Raw genomic sequence first — 14,397 nt, 5'->3', positions numbered from 1 at the left:
GTCTACGCGTGTCCGGTTTATCATATATAGCGATATTCAGACAAAAATCGGCGTAAACAAGACAAATCACGGGACGAAACCATGCCAGAAATCCGCCATTTCCCCGAGTCGCTGATCCCGGCGCCGAAGCCGGTGCAGTTCCGCTGCGAGGAGTTCAACGCGCGCACCGAATTCCAGCCGCACAGCCACACCTGGGGCCAGTTGATGTGGGTCAAAGCCGGGGTGATGGTGCTGCGTATCGGCGGGCAGCGCTTTCTGGCGCCGCCGGAGTTCGTGCTGTGGGCGCCGGCCGGCATCGAACACTCCTGCTATAACCAGCGGCTGGCGCAGTGCCGCATGGTGGACATCACGCCGGCGCTGTGTGCCGGCATGCCGGCCGACCCTTGTCTGGTGAGCGTGACACCAATCTTCCGCGCCATCGCCGAGGATTTCTATGCGCGCAAGCAGTACATTCCGCAGGCGGAGGAGGATTTGCGCCTGTGTCAGGTGTTGATCGATCAGCTGCGCCTGTCGCCGCGCCAGCAAACCTATCTGCCGTCGTCGGACGACAAGTTTTTGGCGCCGGTGCTGGAAGCGCTGGAGCATTGCCCGGCGGACAACACCTCGCTGGCGGCGTGGGCGGCTCGGGTTTACACCACCGAGCGCACGCTGTCGCGCCGCTGCCAACAGGATCTGGGCATGTCGTTCAGCGAATGGCGCCAGCGCCTGCGTTTTCTGCACGCCGTGTCGCTGCTCGAGCAGGGCAAGACCGTGCAGGACGTGGCGCTGGACGTCGGCTACAGCTCCGCGTCGGCGTTTATCGTCATGTTCCAGCAGATCGCCGGCACCACCCCTGAGCGCTTTCGCCGTGCCTGATTCAGTGGCACACTATTTCGCAGACAAATAGCCGTAAACCGTCGGAGAACGCAGTGAAGATTCTGGTTGATGAAAATATGCCGTACGCGGCCGAGCTGTTCAGCCGCCTGGGCGACGTGCAGGCGGTGCCGGGTCGCCCGATCCCGCGCGAGGCGCTGGCAGATGCCGATGCGCTGATGGTGCGTTCGGTCACCAAGGTCAATGAAGCCTTGTTGGCCGGCAGCCGCATCGGTTTTGTCGGCACCGCCACCGCCGGCACCGATCACGTCGATGACGCCTGGCTGCAAGGGCAGGGCATCGGATTTTCCGCCGCGCCGGGCTGCAACGCCATCGCGGTGGTCGAGTATGTGTTCTCCGCCTTGATGCTGCTGGCCGAACGCGATGGCTTCCATCTGCGGGATAAAACCGTCGGCATCGTCGGCGTGGGCAACGTCGGTTCGCGCCTGGACGCGCGCCTCAAAGCGTTGGGCGTGCGCACGCTGCTGTGCGATCCGCCGCGCGCCGATCGCGGCGACGCCGGGGAGTTTTGGCCATTGGCGAAGCTGGTAGCCGAGGCCGACGTGCTGACCTTCCATACGCCGCTGAATAAATCCGGCCAATACCATTCGCTGCATCTGGCGGACGCCGAGCTGTTGGCGGCGCTGCCGGACAACCGCATTCTGATCAACGCCTGCCGCGGGCCGGTGGTGGATAACGCCGCACTGCTGCAGGCGCTGGAAAAAGGCAAAAAGCTGAGCACGGTGCTGGACGTGTGGGAACCGGAGCCGGACCTCTCCTTGCCGCTGCTGGCGCGGGTGGATATCGGCACTGCGCACATCGCCGGGTATACGCTGGAAGGCAAGGCGCGCGGCACCACTCAGGTGTTCGAAGCGTTCAGCCGCCATCTGGGACAGCCGCAGCAGGTGGCGCTGGCCTCGCTGCTGCCGGTGCCGGAGTTCAGCCAGATCCGCCTCAACGGGCCGCTGGATGAAGCGCGGTTAAAACGATTGATGCACTTGGTGTATGATGTGCGCCGCGATGATGCGCCGCTGCGCAAAGTCGCCGGGCAACCGGGCGAATTCGATCGCCTGCGCAAGCACTACCAGGAACGCCGCGAGTGGTCTTCGCTGGCCGTGCAATGCGATGACAGCGCCAGCGCCGAGCTGCTCGGCAAGCTGGGCTTCAGCGTGGCGTAGCGCATAAGGTTGTCTTAAGCCAACGCCGCTACAGTGAGCGGCAAAGATTATCGGGCGGTGGCTGCACTGCCCGTCTGCATTTATGAATGAAATACTCTGGAGAAAACCCGATGTCTGACGGCTGGAATATCGCGCTGCTCGGCGCCACTGGCGCGGTAGGTGAAGCGTTGCTGGAATTGTTGCAGGAACGCCAGTTCCCGGTGGGTGAGCTCTATCCTCTGGCAAGCGAACGCGGCGCGGGCGCCAATGTGCGCTTCAACGGCAAGTCTCTTCTGGTGCAAAACGCCGAAGAGTTCGACTGGTCGCAGGCCCAGCTGGCCTTCTTCGTCGCCGGCAGCGAAGCTTCCGCGCGCTATGCCGAAGAAGCCGGCAACATGGGCTGCCTGGTGATCGACACCAGCGGCCTGTTCGCCATGGAGCCGGATGTGCCGCTGGTGGTGCCGGGCGTCAACCCGCAGGTGCTGGCGGATTACCGCAACCGCAATATCGTGGCGGTGGCCGACAGCATGGTCAGCCAGCTGCTGACGGCGATCAAACCGCTGACCGAACAGGCGGGGCTGTCGCGTCTGCATGTCACCACGCTGATGTCGGTATCGTCGCGCGGCAAGGCGGCGGTGGACGATTTGGCAGGCCAGAGCGCGCGCCTGCTGAACGGTATTCCGGCCGAAGAAGGCATTTTCGGTAAGCAGCTGGCGTTCAACCTGTTGCCGCTGATTGCCGACGAGCAGGGCAGCGTGCGCGAAGAACGCCTGATCGTCGATCAGGTGCGCAAGGTGTTGCAGGATGAAGGGCTGCCGATTTCGGTGAGCTGCGTTCAGTCGCCGGTGTTTTACGGCCACGCGCAGGTGGTGCACCTGGAAGCGCTGCGCCCGCTGTCCGCCGAAGAGGCGCGCAGCGAACTCGAAGAGGTTGAAGACATTCAACTGAGCGAAGAGGACGATTACCCGACTCAGGTCACCGATGCCTCCGGCAGCGATGCGCTCAGCATCGGTTGTCTGCGTAACGATTACGGTATCCCCGAGCTGCTCCAGTTCTGGACGGTGGCGGACAACGTGCGCTTCGGCGGCGCGTTGATGGCTGTCGAAACCGCCGAGCGTCTGGTGCAGGAGCAGATGTACTGATGTCTGAGGTGGTCTCGCCCGCTCAGCCGACGCTGAAGATCGCGCTGGGCATCGAATATGACGGCAGCCGGTACTACGGCTGGCAGCGGCAGCAAGAAGTGGCCAGCGTGCAGCAACGCCTGGAGCAGGCGTTGAGCAAGGTGGCGGATGCGCCGATTACCGTGCTGTGCGCCGGGCGTACCGACGCCGGGGTGCACGCTACCGGGCAGGTGGTGCATTTCGAAACCTCCGCGCGCCGCAAGGACGCCGCCTGGACGATGGGGGTAAACACCCATCTGCCGCCGGATATCGCGGTGCGTTGGGTGAGCCCCGTCGCCGACGATTTTCACGCGCGTTTCAGCGCCATCGCGCGCCGCTACCGCTATATTATTTTCAACCATCGCTACCGGCCGGCGGTGCTGCAACAGGGAGTGACGCATTTTTATCACCCGCTGGACGCCGATCGCATGCATCGGGCGGCGCAGGCGCTGCTGGGCGAGAACGACTTCACTTCGTTCCGCGCGGTGCAGTGTCAGTCGCGCACCCCGTGGCGCTGCGTAAAACACGTTAAGGTTACGCGCTACGGCGAATATATTGTGGTAGATATCAAGGCGAATGCCTTTGTGCATCACATGGTTCGCAACATCGTCGGCAGCCTGATGGAGATCGGCTGCGGCAATCAGGATGAGAACTGGATGGCCGAGTTGCTGGCGCTGAAAGATCGCAATCTGGCGGCGGCGACGGCGCGAGCCGAGGGGCTGTATCTGGTTGCCGTGGATTATCCCGACCACTTTGGTCTACCGCGGCCGCCGATGGGGCCGCTGTTTTTGCCCGACGATTAAACGCCGGCACGCCTGAAAGCGTCGCTCCCTTGTGCTTCTGCCGGGTGATTGAAACACCCGGTATCAATGAGAGAATTTATGGACATCATCAAGTTTATTATTGATTTCATTCTGCATATTGATGTGCATCTGGCCGAACTGGTCGCACAATACGGCATGTGGGTCTACGCTATTCTGTTCCTGATCCTGTTTTGCGAAACCGGTCTGGTGGTGACGCCGTTCCTGCCGGGGGATTCTTTGCTGTTTGTCGCCGGCGCGCTGGCGGCGTTGCCGACCAACGATCTGAACGTGCACACCATGGTGGCGTTGATGGTGGTGGCGGCGATCCTCGGTGATGCGGTGAACTACACTATCGGGCGGTTGTTCGGCGAGAAGCTGTTCAGCAACCCGAATTCGAAAATTTTCCGCCGTAGCTATCTGGACAAGACGCACCAGTTCTATGAGAAGCACGGCGGGAAAACGATCATTCTGGCGCGATTCGTGCCGATCGTGCGTACTTTTGCGCCGTTCGTCGCCGGTATGGGGCATATGTCCTATCGCCACTTCGCCGCCTATAACGTGATTGGCGCACTGGTTTGGGTGCTGCTCTTCACTTATGCTGGCTACCTGTTCGGCGATCTGCCGGTGGTGCAGGAGAACCTGAAACTGTTGATCGTCGGGATCATCATCGTTTCGATTCTGCCGGGCGTGATTGAAATTTGGCGCCACAAGCGCGCGGCCGCCCGCCAGCAAAAACAGTAAAAACATCGCTTAACCTGTCGGTTCGACCAGTTTTTTGTCCACAGCGTCGGGCCGATATGGTTTAATGAGCGACATTATGGTCTGTTCCTGCGAACAACCCTGAAGCCGATGCCTCAGTCGCCGCGCTTGCCGCGCCGCGAACGGGCATTTTTTCATTGGGGTGTTTTCGGGGGGATTGTTAAAGCATGAACAGCGGACTGGCGTGTGCCAGGTTCAAACAGAAAGGTCATCGATGAGCTGGATTGAACGAATTCTTAACAAGAGCAATATCACACAAACCCGTAAGGCGAGCATTCCTGAAGGGGTCTGGACCAAATGCGACAGCTGCGGCCAGGTTCTCTACCGCGCCGAGCTGGAGCGTAATCTGGAAGTGTGTCCGAAGTGCGACCACCACATGCGTATGGGCGCGCGCGCGCGTCTGCATACCCTGCTGGACGAAGGCAGCGAAGTGGAGCTGGGCAGCGATCTGGAGCCGAAGGACGTTCTGAAATTCAAGGATTCCAAGCGCTATAAAGATCGTCTGGTCGCCGCACAGAAAGCGACCGGCGAGAAAGACGCGCTGGTAGTGATGAAGGGCACGCTGTACGGCATGCCGATCGTCGCTGCGTCCTTCGAATTCGCCTTCATCGGCGGCTCGATGTCTTCCGTGGTCGGCGCGCGTTTCGTGCGTGCGGTTGAGCAGGCGCTGGAGGACAACTGTCCGCTGGTGTGCTTCTCCGCCAGCGGCGGCGCGCGCATGCAGGAAGCGCTGATGTCGCTGATGCAGATGGCGAAAACCAGCGCGGCGTTGGCCAAAATGCAGGAGCGCGGCTTGCCGTACATCTCCGTGCTGACCGACCCGACCATGGGCGGCGTCTCCGCCAGCCTGGCGATGCTGGGCGACATCAACATCGCCGAGCCGAAAGCGCTGATCGGTTTTGCCGGCCCGCGCGTCATCGAGCAGACCGTGCGCGAGAAACTGCCGCCGGGCTTCCAGCGCAGCGAGTTCCTGATCGAAAAAGGCGCGATCGACATGATCGTTCGCCGTCCGGAAATGCGCCAGACGTTGGCGAGCATTCTGTCCAAGCTGACCAATCAGCCGCAGCCGCATTTCGATGAGGCCGCGCCGGTCGTTGAGCCGGAGCCGCAGGCCGACGCCTGAGGCAAAGACAGATCCCGCCCGGGTTCAGCCGCCACTTTGTGGCTAAGTGACGGCTGAACCCGTTCCCTGCCGGCCGTGGCCTATCGCGCCATGGCTTGCGGATTGGCGGCGGTAACGAAGCGCATCGCCTTTACCGCGGTGAGGGTGGTGCCCTGATGGATTAATGAACCCAAGTTCAGTGACGGGACTCATGCAAAACCACCAAATTCCCCAAGCCACGTCGCCATTGAGCTCGTGGCTTTACTATCTGGAACGTCTGCACAGCCAGGCGATCGAACTCGGCCTTGAGCGCGTACAGCGCGTCGCGGCGCATCTGGATTTACTGACCCCTGCTCCCACGGTGTTCACCGTTGCCGGCACCAACGGCAAAGGCACCACCTGTCGCACCCTCGAAGCCATTCTGCTGGCCGCCGGCCTGCGCGTCGGCGTCTACAGTTCGCCGCATCTGGTGCGCTATACCGAACGCGTGCGCATTCAGGGGGAAGAGTTGAGCGAAGCGGAGCACAGCCGCTCGTTCGCCGCCATTGAGGCCGGCCGCGGCGAAACGTCGCTGACCTATTTCGAATTCGGCACCCTGTCGGCGCTGCAGCTGTTCAAACAGGCGCGGCTCGACGTGGTGATCCTGGAAGTGGGCCTGGGCGGGCGTCTCGACGCGACCAACATCGTCGATCCGAGCGTGGCGGTGATCACCAGCATCGCGCTCGATCATACCGACTGGCTGGGCAACGATCGCGAAAGCATCGGCCGTGAAAAGGCCGGCATTTTCCGCAGCGGCAAGCCGGCGGTGGTGGGCGAACCCGACATGCCGGAGAGCATTCGTCAGGTTGCCGAAACGCTGAGCGCGCCGCTGTATCGCCGCGGTGAAGCCTGGCGCTTCAGCGAGCAGGGCGATCGCTGGCAGTGGCAGGGTGGCGACACGCTGCTGACCGATCTGCCGACGCCGAACGTACCGCTGGCCAACGCCGCTACCGCGCTGGCGGCGCTGAACTGCTCCCCGCTGGAAATCGACGAACGCGCGATTTTCACCGGGCTGCAGCAGGCGACGCTGCCGGGGCGTTTCCAGATCGTGCGGCGGGAGCCGATGCTGATCCTCGACGTGGCGCACAACCCGCACGCCGCCGGCTATCTGGCCGGGCGCCTGGCCAAACTGCCGCGCGACGGCGGCAAGGTGCGCGCGGTGGTGGGCATGCTGTCGGACAAGGACATCGCCGGCACGCTGGACTGCCTCAGCGAGCAGGTGGATGAATGGTACTGCGCGCCGCTCGACGGGCCGCGCGGCGCCAGCGTCGAACAGCTGGCGCAACATCTGACGGAACCGCGCCGCTTTAATGATGTCGAAACTGCCTGGCGGCAGGCTATGCAGGATGCTGATAAACAGGATATTGTGATCGTCTGTGGATCGTTCCACACCGTGGCGCAGGTGATGGCGGCGTTAGACGAGATGCGGGGAGTGTGAGTGGCGAGTAAATTTCAGAACCGACTGGTCGGAACCGTGATTCTGGTGGCGCTGGGGGTAATCATCCTGCCAGGGCTGCTGGACGGCAAAAAGAAGCATTACGAGGATGAATTCGCGGCCATTCCGTTGGTGCCGAAGGCGGGCGACGTCGAGGAGAACGACGTGCTGCCGCCGGTGACGCAACCGCTGCCGGCGCAGCCGCCGGAAGGGGCGGGCGCGCTGGTCGAGCAGCAGGCGGCCAACGAAGCGGCGGCGCAACAGGCAGTGCGGCAGAGCGCTCAGCAACCGACGCAGGTGGCGCCGCCGCCGGTCGAAACGCGTCCTCAGCCGGTGCCACAGCCTAAGCCGAAACCGGTGGAAACCAAACCGGTAGAAGTGAAGCCGAAACCGACACCGCAACCGAAGCCGGTGGAAGTGAAGCCGGCGCCGAAACCTGAACCGACGCCGAAACCTGAACCGACGCCGAAGCCTGAACCGGCGCCGCAGCCGAAACCGACGGAAGAAAAAGCGCCGGCAGGGCAAGCCTATGTCGTGCAGCTCGGGGCGTTGAAAAACGCCGCCAAGGCGAACGAGATTGTCGCCTCGCTGCGCCTCTCGGGCTATCGCGCCTTTACCGTGCCGTCAACGCCGGTGCAGGGGCAGATCACCCGCATCTACGTTGGCCCGGATGCCTCCAGGCAGAAGCTGCAGGCGGCGCTGCCGTCGCTGAACTCGATCAGCGGGCTGAGCGGGCAGGTGAAACCGTACGGCCGTTAAAACCCCGCAGGGGCGCAGCAGGATGCGCCCCTGAATTAAGGAGTGGTGGAGAGATCGCAAGAAAAACCGCGCCTTTTACAGGCGAAATCACCTATGTAGGCGCGGCGATTGGGAATTTTTTGATCGCCGCTTTTTATTTGTAACGTGGTAGGAAATCCCCTACGCAAACGTTTTCTTTTTCTGTTAGAATTCGCCGCGAATTGGATGCAGGGGCGATTCATCATTGGAATAGTTCATGGTCTGGATTGATTACGTCATTATAGCGGTGATTGGATTTTCGGCTCTGGTGAGCCTGATCCGAGGGTTTGTTCGCGAAGCATTGTCACTTGTGACATGGGGATGTGCGTTTTTTGTTGCCAGCCATTTCTACTCTTACCTTGCGGTCTATTTCACTCGTTTTGAAGATGAACTGGTGCGAAACGGTATCGCGATCGCGATTTTGTTCATCGCGACCTTGATCGTAGGGGCTATTGTTAACTATGTGATTAGCTCTCTGGTAGAGAAAACCGGGTTGTCGGGCACCGACCGGGTGTTGGGCATCTGCTTCGGCGCGCTGCGCGGAGTGTTGATCGTCGCGGCGATCCTGTTCTTCCTGGATACCTTTACCGGCTTTTCACAGAGTGCCGACTGGAAACAGTCGCAGCTCATTCCCCAGTTCAGTTACGTCATCAGGTGGTTCTTTGACTACCTGCAGAGCACGTCGAGTTTCTTGCCGACCCAATTGCCGGGGCGGTAGCGCTGATGAGGAAAAGACAACATGTGCGGTATTGTCGGTATCGCCGGTTTCATGCCGGTAAACCAGTCGATTTATGATGCGCTGACGGTGCTTCAGCACCGGGGCCAGGATGCCGCAGGCATCGTCACCATTGACGCCCACAACGGGTTCCGTTTGCGTAAAGCCAACGGCCTGGTGAAGGATGTGTTTGAGGCGCGCCATATGCAACGCTTGCAGGGCAACATGGGCATTGGCCATGTGCGTTACCCGACGGCCGGCAGCTCGAGCGCCTCTGAGGCCCAGCCTTTCTACGTCAACTCGCCGTTCGGCATTACGCTGGCCCACAACGGTAATCTGACCAACGCCCATGAGCTGCGCCAAAAGCTGTTCGAAAGCGGCCGCCGCCATGTCAACACCACCTCCGACTCGGAAATCCTGCTGAACGTGCTGGCCAGCGAGCTGGACCGTTTCCCGCATTACCCGCTGGAGGCTGACAACATCTTTACCGCGGTCGCCGCCATGCATCAGCAACTGCGCGGCGCTTACGCCTGCGTAGCGATGATCATCGGCCACGGCCTGCTGGCGTTCCGCGATCCGAACGGCATTCGCCCGCTGGTGATCGGCAAGCGCACGCTGGAAGATGGCCGCAGCGAGTACATGGTGGCTTCCGAGAGCGTGGCGCTGGATACCCTGGGCTTTGAATTCCTGCGCGACGTGGCGCCGGGTGAAGCGGTGTACATCACCACCAAGGGCCAGCTGTTCACTCGCCAGTGCGCAGAGAACCCGAAAACCAACCCGTGCCTGTTCGAATACGTTTATTTCGCGCGCCCGGACTCCTTTATGGACAAGATCTCGGTCTACAGCGCCCGTGTGCGCATGGGCCAGAAGCTGGGCGAGAAGATCGCCCGCGAGTGGGAAGATCTGGACATCGACGTGGTGATCCCGATTCCGGAAACCTCCTGCGACATCGCGCTGGAGATCGCACGCATTCTCGAGAAGCCATACCGCCAGGGCTTCGTGAAGAACCGCTACGTCGGCCGCACCTTTATCATGCCGGGCCAGCAGGCGCGTCGTCAGTCGGTGCGCCGCAAGCTGAACGCCAACCGCGCCGAGTTCCGCGACAAGAACGTGCTGCTGGTGGATGACTCCATCGTGCGCGGCACCACGTCGGAACAGATCGTCGAAATGGCGCGCGAAGCGGGCGCCAAGCGCGTGTACCTGGCTTCCGCCGCGCCGGAAGTGCGTTTCCCGAACGTCTACGGCATCGACATGCCAAGCGCCAACGAACTGATTGCCCACGGGCGTGAAGTGGATGAGATCCGCCAGATCATCGGCGCCGACGGGCTGATTTTCCAGGACCTGGACGACCTGATCGAAGCGGTGCGTGAAGAGAATCCGGACATCACCCAGTTCGAATGCTCGGTGTTCAACGGCATCTACGTGACCAAAGACGTCGACCAAAGCTATCTGGAATACCTGGAGTCGCTGCGCAGCGACGACGCCAAGGCGCTGCGGGTGCAAACCGAAGCGGAAAATCTGGAACTGCACAACGAAGGCTAACCCCCTGCGTTGATCCCTCAAGGTGCATCGCCGCGTCTGCGGCGGTGCGCCTTGCTCCTCTGACTTGCTTATCCCTCGCCATTGCGGCAAAGTCTGCCTGATCTTACTTTTTACGGCAGAGGCCATTTTCCATGAAACGACTCATCATCGGCATTTCCGGCGCCAGCGGCGCTATCTACGGCGTGCGCCTGTTACAGGTTTTGCGCGACGTCGCAGAGGTGGAAACCCATTTGGTGATGAGCAACGCAGCAAGGCAGACGCTGGCGCTGGAAACGCCGTACAGCCTGCGGGAAGTGCAGGCGCTGGCCGACGTAGTGCACGATGCGCGCGACATCGCCGCCGGCATCTCCTCCGGCTCCTTCAAAACCCTGGGTATGGCGATCCTGCCCTGCTCGATCAAAACCCTGTCCGGCATCGTCAACAGCTACAGCGACGGGCTGCTGACCCGCGCCGCCGACGTGGTGCTCAAAGAGCGCCGTCGTTTGGTGCTGTGCGTGCGGGAAACGCCGCTGCATCTGGGGCACCTGCGGTTGATGACCCAGGCGGCGGAGATGGGCGCGGTGATCATGCCGCCGGTGCCGGCGTTTTACCACCAGCCGAAAAGCGTGGAAGACATCATCGATCAGACCGTCAATCGGGTGATCGATCAGTTTGATATCGAACTGCCGACCGATCTGTTCACCCGCTGGCAGGGTGTCAATTAACAGTTTTATCCCTAAATTGGCACATTTGTGCAACACCGCACTGAATTGGGGCGGAGTATGCACCATAATGATCCCACTTCATCACGCTCACTGTTTCATGGCGCCGCCTTGTCGCGGCTGCCAGTGGCGCGGCCCCGACCGGCCGATTTAATTTTGCGGTTATCGTCCCAGGAAACAGTATTGTGTAGGCCGGAGCCGTTCCCTCCGCCCGTAGCATCGAATGTGGCACGATTACTGCAAATTGATTTGGTGGGGAAAGTAATGCCCGTAGTGGCATCAAAAAAATCAATTTGAGGGTAATTTATGAAAAAGCGGGTTTTGATTTTGCCGTTAGTTCTGGCTTTGAGCGCCGCCAGCAGCGCCTTTGCCGCCATTCCTTCTACGCTGAAGATTGGCACCGATCCGACTTACGCACCGTTTGAATCCAAAAACGCCAAAGGCGAATTGGTCGGCTTTGACATCGATTTGGCCAAAGAGCTGTGCAAACGCATCAATACCCAATGCACCTTCGTGGAGAGCGACTTCGACGCGCTGATCCCATCCCTCAAGGCGAAGAAAATCGACGCCATCATCTCTTCGCTGTCCATCACTGAAAAACGCCAGCAGGAAATCGCCTTTACCGACAAGCTGTATGCTGCCAACGCGCGTCTGATCGCGCCGAAGGGCTCCAAGCTGTTGCCTACCGTGGACGCCCTGAAAGGCAAGAGTGTGGGCGTGTTGCAGGGCACTACCCAGGAAGCCTACGCCAACGCCATGTGGCAGCCGAAGGGCATCACCGTGGTGCCTTACCAGAACCAGGATCTGGTTTACGCCGATCTGGCTTCCGGCCGTATCGACGCCGCCTTCCAGGATGAAGTGGCGGGCAGCGACGGCTTCCTGAAACAGCCGCCGGGCAAAGACTATGCGTTCGCCGGCGAATCGGTGAAGGATGACAAGTTCTTCGGCGTCGGCACCGGCATGGGGCTGCGCAAGACCGATACCGAGCTGAAAGCGGCGCTGGACAAAGCCTTCGCCGAGATGCGTAAAGACGGCACCTACGACAAATACGCGAAAAAGTACTTCGACTTTGACGTCTACGGCGGGTAATCCGCTTCCCGTTCCATGCTGTGACTGCGGGGCCGGTGCGCCGGCCCCGATGGTTCGGATCCTAGACCACAGGGTGAAGTAGATGCTGCAAGGCTATTCCCAACTGATTTTCGAGGGGGCTCTGGTGACGTTGGAGCTGGCCCTCAGTTCCGTGGTGCTGGCGGTGGTGATCGGCCTGATCGGCGCCGGTGGCAAACTGTCCCATAACCCCTTTATCTCCGGTCTGTTCGGCGCCTATACCACGCTGATCCGCGGCGTGCCCGATCTGGTGCTGATGCTGCTGATCTTTTACGGTCTGCAAATCGCGCTGAACAACATCACTACGCTGCTGGGCTTCTCGCAGATCGATATCGATCCGCTCGGCGCAGGCATCATTACCCTCGGCTTTATCTACGGCGCTTATTTTACCGAGACCTTCCGCGGCGCCTATCTGGCGGTGCCGAAAGGGCAGATCGAAGCGGCGACGGCCTACGGCTTCAGCGGCGCGCAGATCTTCCGGCGCATTCTGTTCCCGGCGATGATGCGCTTCGCTTTGCCGGGCATCGGCAACAACTGGCAGGTAATCCTGAAGGCGACGGCGCTGGTGTCGATCCTCGGCCTGAACGACGTGGTAAAAGCCACGCAGCTGGCGGGGAAAGGCACCTATCAGCCGTTCTTCTTCGCCATCGTAGCCGGCGTGGTTTACCTGATCTTCACTACCGTTTCCAACGGCGTGCTGCTGTGGCTTGAACGGCGTTACTCACTGGGCGTCAAGAGGGCCGAGCTATGATTGAGATCCTGCAACAGTATTGGCAGTCGCTGCTGTGGAGCGACGGCTACCGCTTCACCGGCGTGGCGGTAACGCTGTGGCTGCTGATCGCCTCGGTGGTGATGGGCGGGCTGCTGGCAATCCCGATGGCGGTGGCGCGCGTCTCTTCCATCCGCTGGGTGCGTTTCCCGGTGTGGCTCTACACCTATGTGTTTCGCGGTACGCCGCTGTACGTGCAGCTGCTGGTGTTCTACTCCGGCATGTACAGCCTTGAGATCGTGCGCGGCAGCGAGTTTCTCAATGCGTTTTTCCGCAGCGGGCTCAACTGCACCATCCTGGCACTGACGCTCAACACCTGCGCCTATACCACCGAGATCTTCGCCGGGGCGATCCGCTCGGTGCCGCACGGTGAAATCGAGGCCGCCAACGCCTACGGTTTCTCGCGCTTCAAGATGTATCGCTGCATCATTTTGCCTTCGGCGCTGCGCACCGCGCTGCCGGCTTACAGCAACGAAGTGATCCTGATGCTGCACTCCACCGCGCTGGCGTTTACCGCCACCGTGCCGGATCTGCTGAAGATCGCGCGCGACATCAACGCCGCGACCTATCAGCCGTTCTACGCTTTCGGCATCGCGGCGGTGCTGTACCTGATCATCTCCTACGTGTTAATCAGCCTGTTCCGCAAAGCTGAAAAACGCTGGATGGCACACGTTAGTCACTGATAAATGACGGGAAGAAAAACCATGTCTGAGAATAAATTAGCCGTCACCGAACTGCACAAACGCTATGGCGACCACGAAGTGCTGAAGGGCGTCTCGCTGGCTGCCAACGCCGGGGATGTGATCAGCATCATCGGCTCCTCCGGCTCCGGTAAAAGCACCTTTCTGCGCTGCATCAACTTCCTCGAGAAGCCGAGCGAAGGCTCGATCAGCCTGAACAACGAAGACATTCGCATGGTGCGCGACAAAGACGGCCAGCTGAAGGTGTTCGACAAGAAGCAGCTGCAGCTGCTGCGCACCCGCCTGACCATGGTGTTCCAGCATTTCAACCTGTGGAGCCACATGACGGTGCTGGAGAACGTGATGGAGGCGCCGGTGCAGGTGCTGGGGCTGAGCAAGGCCGAAGCGCACGATCGCGCGGTTCGCTATCTGGATAAGGTGGGCATCGATGAGCGGGCGCGCGGCAAATACCCGGTGCACCTGTCGGGCGGCCAGCAGCAGCGCGTTTCTATCGCCCGCGCGTTGGCGATGGAGCCGGAAGTGCTGCTGTTTGACGAACCGACGTCGGCGCTGGATCCCGAGCTGGTGGGCGAGGTGCTGCGCATCATGCAGAAGCTGGCGGAGGAGGGGAAAACCATGGTGGTGGTGACGCACGAAATGGAGTTTGCGCGCCACGTTTCCAACCACGTGATTTTCCTGCACAAAGGATTGATTGAAGAGCAGGGGCCGCCTGCCGAGCTGTTCGGCAACCCCAAAAGCCCGCGCCTGCAACAGTTCCTGTCCGGCGCGTTGAAGTAAC

The 14,397-nt window shown here is 60.9% G+C and carries 15 protein-coding genes; all 15 read left to right on the top strand.

What is annotated here, in order from left to right:
• The first annotated feature begins 81 nt into the window (after nt 1-81).
• The 15 genes from QDT79_RS21470 to hisP all read left to right on the top strand — a co-directional run bounded on the left by QDT79_RS21470 (nt 82) and on the right by hisP (nt 14,396).
• On the top strand, nt 82-855 hold the full coding sequence (locus QDT79_RS21470; protein WP_063988970.1) for an AraC family transcriptional regulator: 774 nt from the start codon (nt 82-84) through the stop codon (nt 853-855).
• 53 nt (nt 856-908) lie between these two features.
• Nucleotides 909-2,030 (top strand): 4-phosphoerythronate dehydrogenase PdxB, encoded by a 1,122-nt coding sequence (pdxB, locus tag QDT79_RS21465; protein ID WP_130017830.1) that lies wholly within the window; start codon nt 909-911, stop codon nt 2,028-2,030.
• A 110-nt stretch (nt 2,031-2,140) separates the two neighbouring features.
• Nucleotides 2,141-3,151: an aspartate-semialdehyde dehydrogenase gene (locus QDT79_RS21460; protein ID WP_063988972.1), complete on the top strand. Its 1,011-nt coding sequence runs from the start codon at nt 2,141-2,143 to the stop codon at nt 3,149-3,151.
• Nucleotides 3,151-3,972, top strand: a complete 822-nt coding sequence (gene truA, locus QDT79_RS21455) for a tRNA pseudouridine(38-40) synthase TruA (RefSeq protein ID WP_308317042.1) — start codon at nt 3,151-3,153, stop codon at nt 3,970-3,972. Before QDT79_RS21460 ends, truA begins: the two co-directional genes overlap by 1 nt.
• Before the next feature lie 78 nt (nt 3,973-4,050).
• The gene (locus QDT79_RS21450; RefSeq protein ID WP_019453745.1) at nt 4,051-4,713 is read left to right on the top strand and encodes a DedA family protein; all 663 of its coding nucleotides are present in this window, start codon (nt 4,051-4,053) and stop codon (nt 4,711-4,713) included.
• A 232-nt stretch (nt 4,714-4,945) separates the two neighbouring features.
• Nucleotides 4,946-5,854 carry an acetyl-CoA carboxylase, carboxyltransferase subunit beta gene (accD, locus tag QDT79_RS21445; RefSeq protein WP_063988974.1) on the top strand — a complete coding sequence of 303 codons (909 nt, stop codon included), beginning with the start codon at nt 4,946-4,948 and terminating at the stop codon, nt 5,852-5,854.
• Nucleotides 5,855-6,044: 190 nt separating this feature from the next.
• The gene (folC, locus tag QDT79_RS21440; protein WP_308317041.1) at nt 6,045-7,310 is read left to right on the top strand and encodes a bifunctional tetrahydrofolate synthase/dihydrofolate synthase; all 1,266 of its coding nucleotides are present in this window, start codon (nt 6,045-6,047) and stop codon (nt 7,308-7,310) included.
• Nucleotides 7,311-8,066, top strand: coding sequence for a cell division protein DedD (gene dedD, locus QDT79_RS21435; protein WP_308317040.1), 756 nt, complete (start codon nt 7,311-7,313; stop codon nt 8,064-8,066).
• A gap of 235 nt (nt 8,067-8,301) precedes the next feature.
• Nucleotides 8,302-8,802 (top strand): colicin V production protein, encoded by a 501-nt coding sequence (cvpA, locus tag QDT79_RS21430; RefSeq protein WP_004936119.1) that lies wholly within the window; start codon nt 8,302-8,304, stop codon nt 8,800-8,802.
• Between the two features lie 21 nt (nt 8,803-8,823).
• The gene (purF, locus tag QDT79_RS21425) at nt 8,824-10,341 is read left to right on the top strand and encodes an amidophosphoribosyltransferase (RefSeq protein WP_019453742.1); all 1,518 of its coding nucleotides are present in this window, start codon (nt 8,824-8,826) and stop codon (nt 10,339-10,341) included.
• A 131-nt stretch (nt 10,342-10,472) separates the two neighbouring features.
• Nucleotides 10,473-11,045 (top strand): UbiX family flavin prenyltransferase, encoded by a 573-nt coding sequence (locus QDT79_RS21420; RefSeq protein WP_038876440.1) that lies wholly within the window; start codon nt 10,473-10,475, stop codon nt 11,043-11,045.
• Nucleotides 11,046-11,348: 303 nt separating this feature from the next.
• Entirely contained in the window at nt 11,349-12,131 is a 783-nt protein-coding gene (gene hisJ, locus QDT79_RS21415; protein WP_004936109.1) for a histidine ABC transporter substrate-binding protein HisJ, read from the top strand.
• Between the two features lie 82 nt (nt 12,132-12,213).
• On the top strand, nt 12,214-12,900 hold the full coding sequence (locus QDT79_RS21410) for a histidine ABC transporter permease HisQ (protein ID WP_060420026.1): 687 nt from the start codon (nt 12,214-12,216) through the stop codon (nt 12,898-12,900).
• A complete protein-coding gene (locus tag QDT79_RS21405) occupies nt 12,897-13,601 on the top strand; it encodes an ABC transporter permease (protein WP_033635343.1) in 705 nt (234 codons plus the stop codon). Before QDT79_RS21410 ends, QDT79_RS21405 begins: the two co-directional genes overlap by 4 nt.
• 21 nt (nt 13,602-13,622) lie before the next feature.
• A complete protein-coding gene (hisP, locus tag QDT79_RS21400) occupies nt 13,623-14,396 on the top strand; it encodes a histidine ABC transporter ATP-binding protein HisP (RefSeq protein ID WP_049200168.1) in 774 nt (257 codons plus the stop codon).
• Nucleotide 14,397 lies beyond the last annotated feature (1 nt).

The organism is Serratia marcescens (assembly GCF_029846115.1).
GTDB lineage: Bacteria > Pseudomonadota > Gammaproteobacteria > Enterobacterales > Enterobacteriaceae > Serratia > Serratia marcescens_L.
The sequence above is the reverse complement of the archived record's forward strand: the minus strand, read 5'-3'. Positions and strand labels throughout refer to the sequence as shown.

Coding starts and splice junctions, on each gene's coding strand:
- hisP (WP_049200168.1), top strand. CDS start 13,623: ATGTCTGAGAATAAATTAGCCGTCACCGAACTGCACAAACGCTATGGC.
- QDT79_RS21420 (WP_038876440.1), top strand. CDS start 10,473: ATGAAACGACTCATCATCGGCATTTCCGGCGCCAGCGGCGCTATCTAC.
- cvpA (WP_004936119.1), top strand. CDS start 8,302: ATGGTCTGGATTGATTACGTCATTATAGCGGTGATTGGATTTTCGGCT.
- QDT79_RS21470 (WP_063988970.1), top strand. CDS start 82: ATGCCAGAAATCCGCCATTTCCCCGAGTCGCTGATCCCGGCGCCGAAG.
- QDT79_RS21410 (WP_060420026.1), top strand. CDS start 12,214: ATGCTGCAAGGCTATTCCCAACTGATTTTCGAGGGGGCTCTGGTGACG.
- hisJ (WP_004936109.1), top strand. CDS start 11,349: ATGAAAAAGCGGGTTTTGATTTTGCCGTTAGTTCTGGCTTTGAGCGCC.
- folC (WP_308317041.1), top strand. CDS start 6,045: ATGCAAAACCACCAAATTCCCCAAGCCACGTCGCCATTGAGCTCGTGG.
- purF (WP_019453742.1), top strand. CDS start 8,824: ATGTGCGGTATTGTCGGTATCGCCGGTTTCATGCCGGTAAACCAGTCG.
- QDT79_RS21450 (WP_019453745.1), top strand. CDS start 4,051: ATGGACATCATCAAGTTTATTATTGATTTCATTCTGCATATTGATGTG.
- accD (WP_063988974.1), top strand. CDS start 4,946: ATGAGCTGGATTGAACGAATTCTTAACAAGAGCAATATCACACAAACC.
- truA (WP_308317042.1), top strand. CDS start 3,151: ATGTCTGAGGTGGTCTCGCCCGCTCAGCCGACGCTGAAGATCGCGCTG.
- QDT79_RS21405 (WP_033635343.1), top strand. CDS start 12,897: ATGATTGAGATCCTGCAACAGTATTGGCAGTCGCTGCTGTGGAGCGAC.
- QDT79_RS21460 (WP_063988972.1), top strand. CDS start 2,141: ATGTCTGACGGCTGGAATATCGCGCTGCTCGGCGCCACTGGCGCGGTA.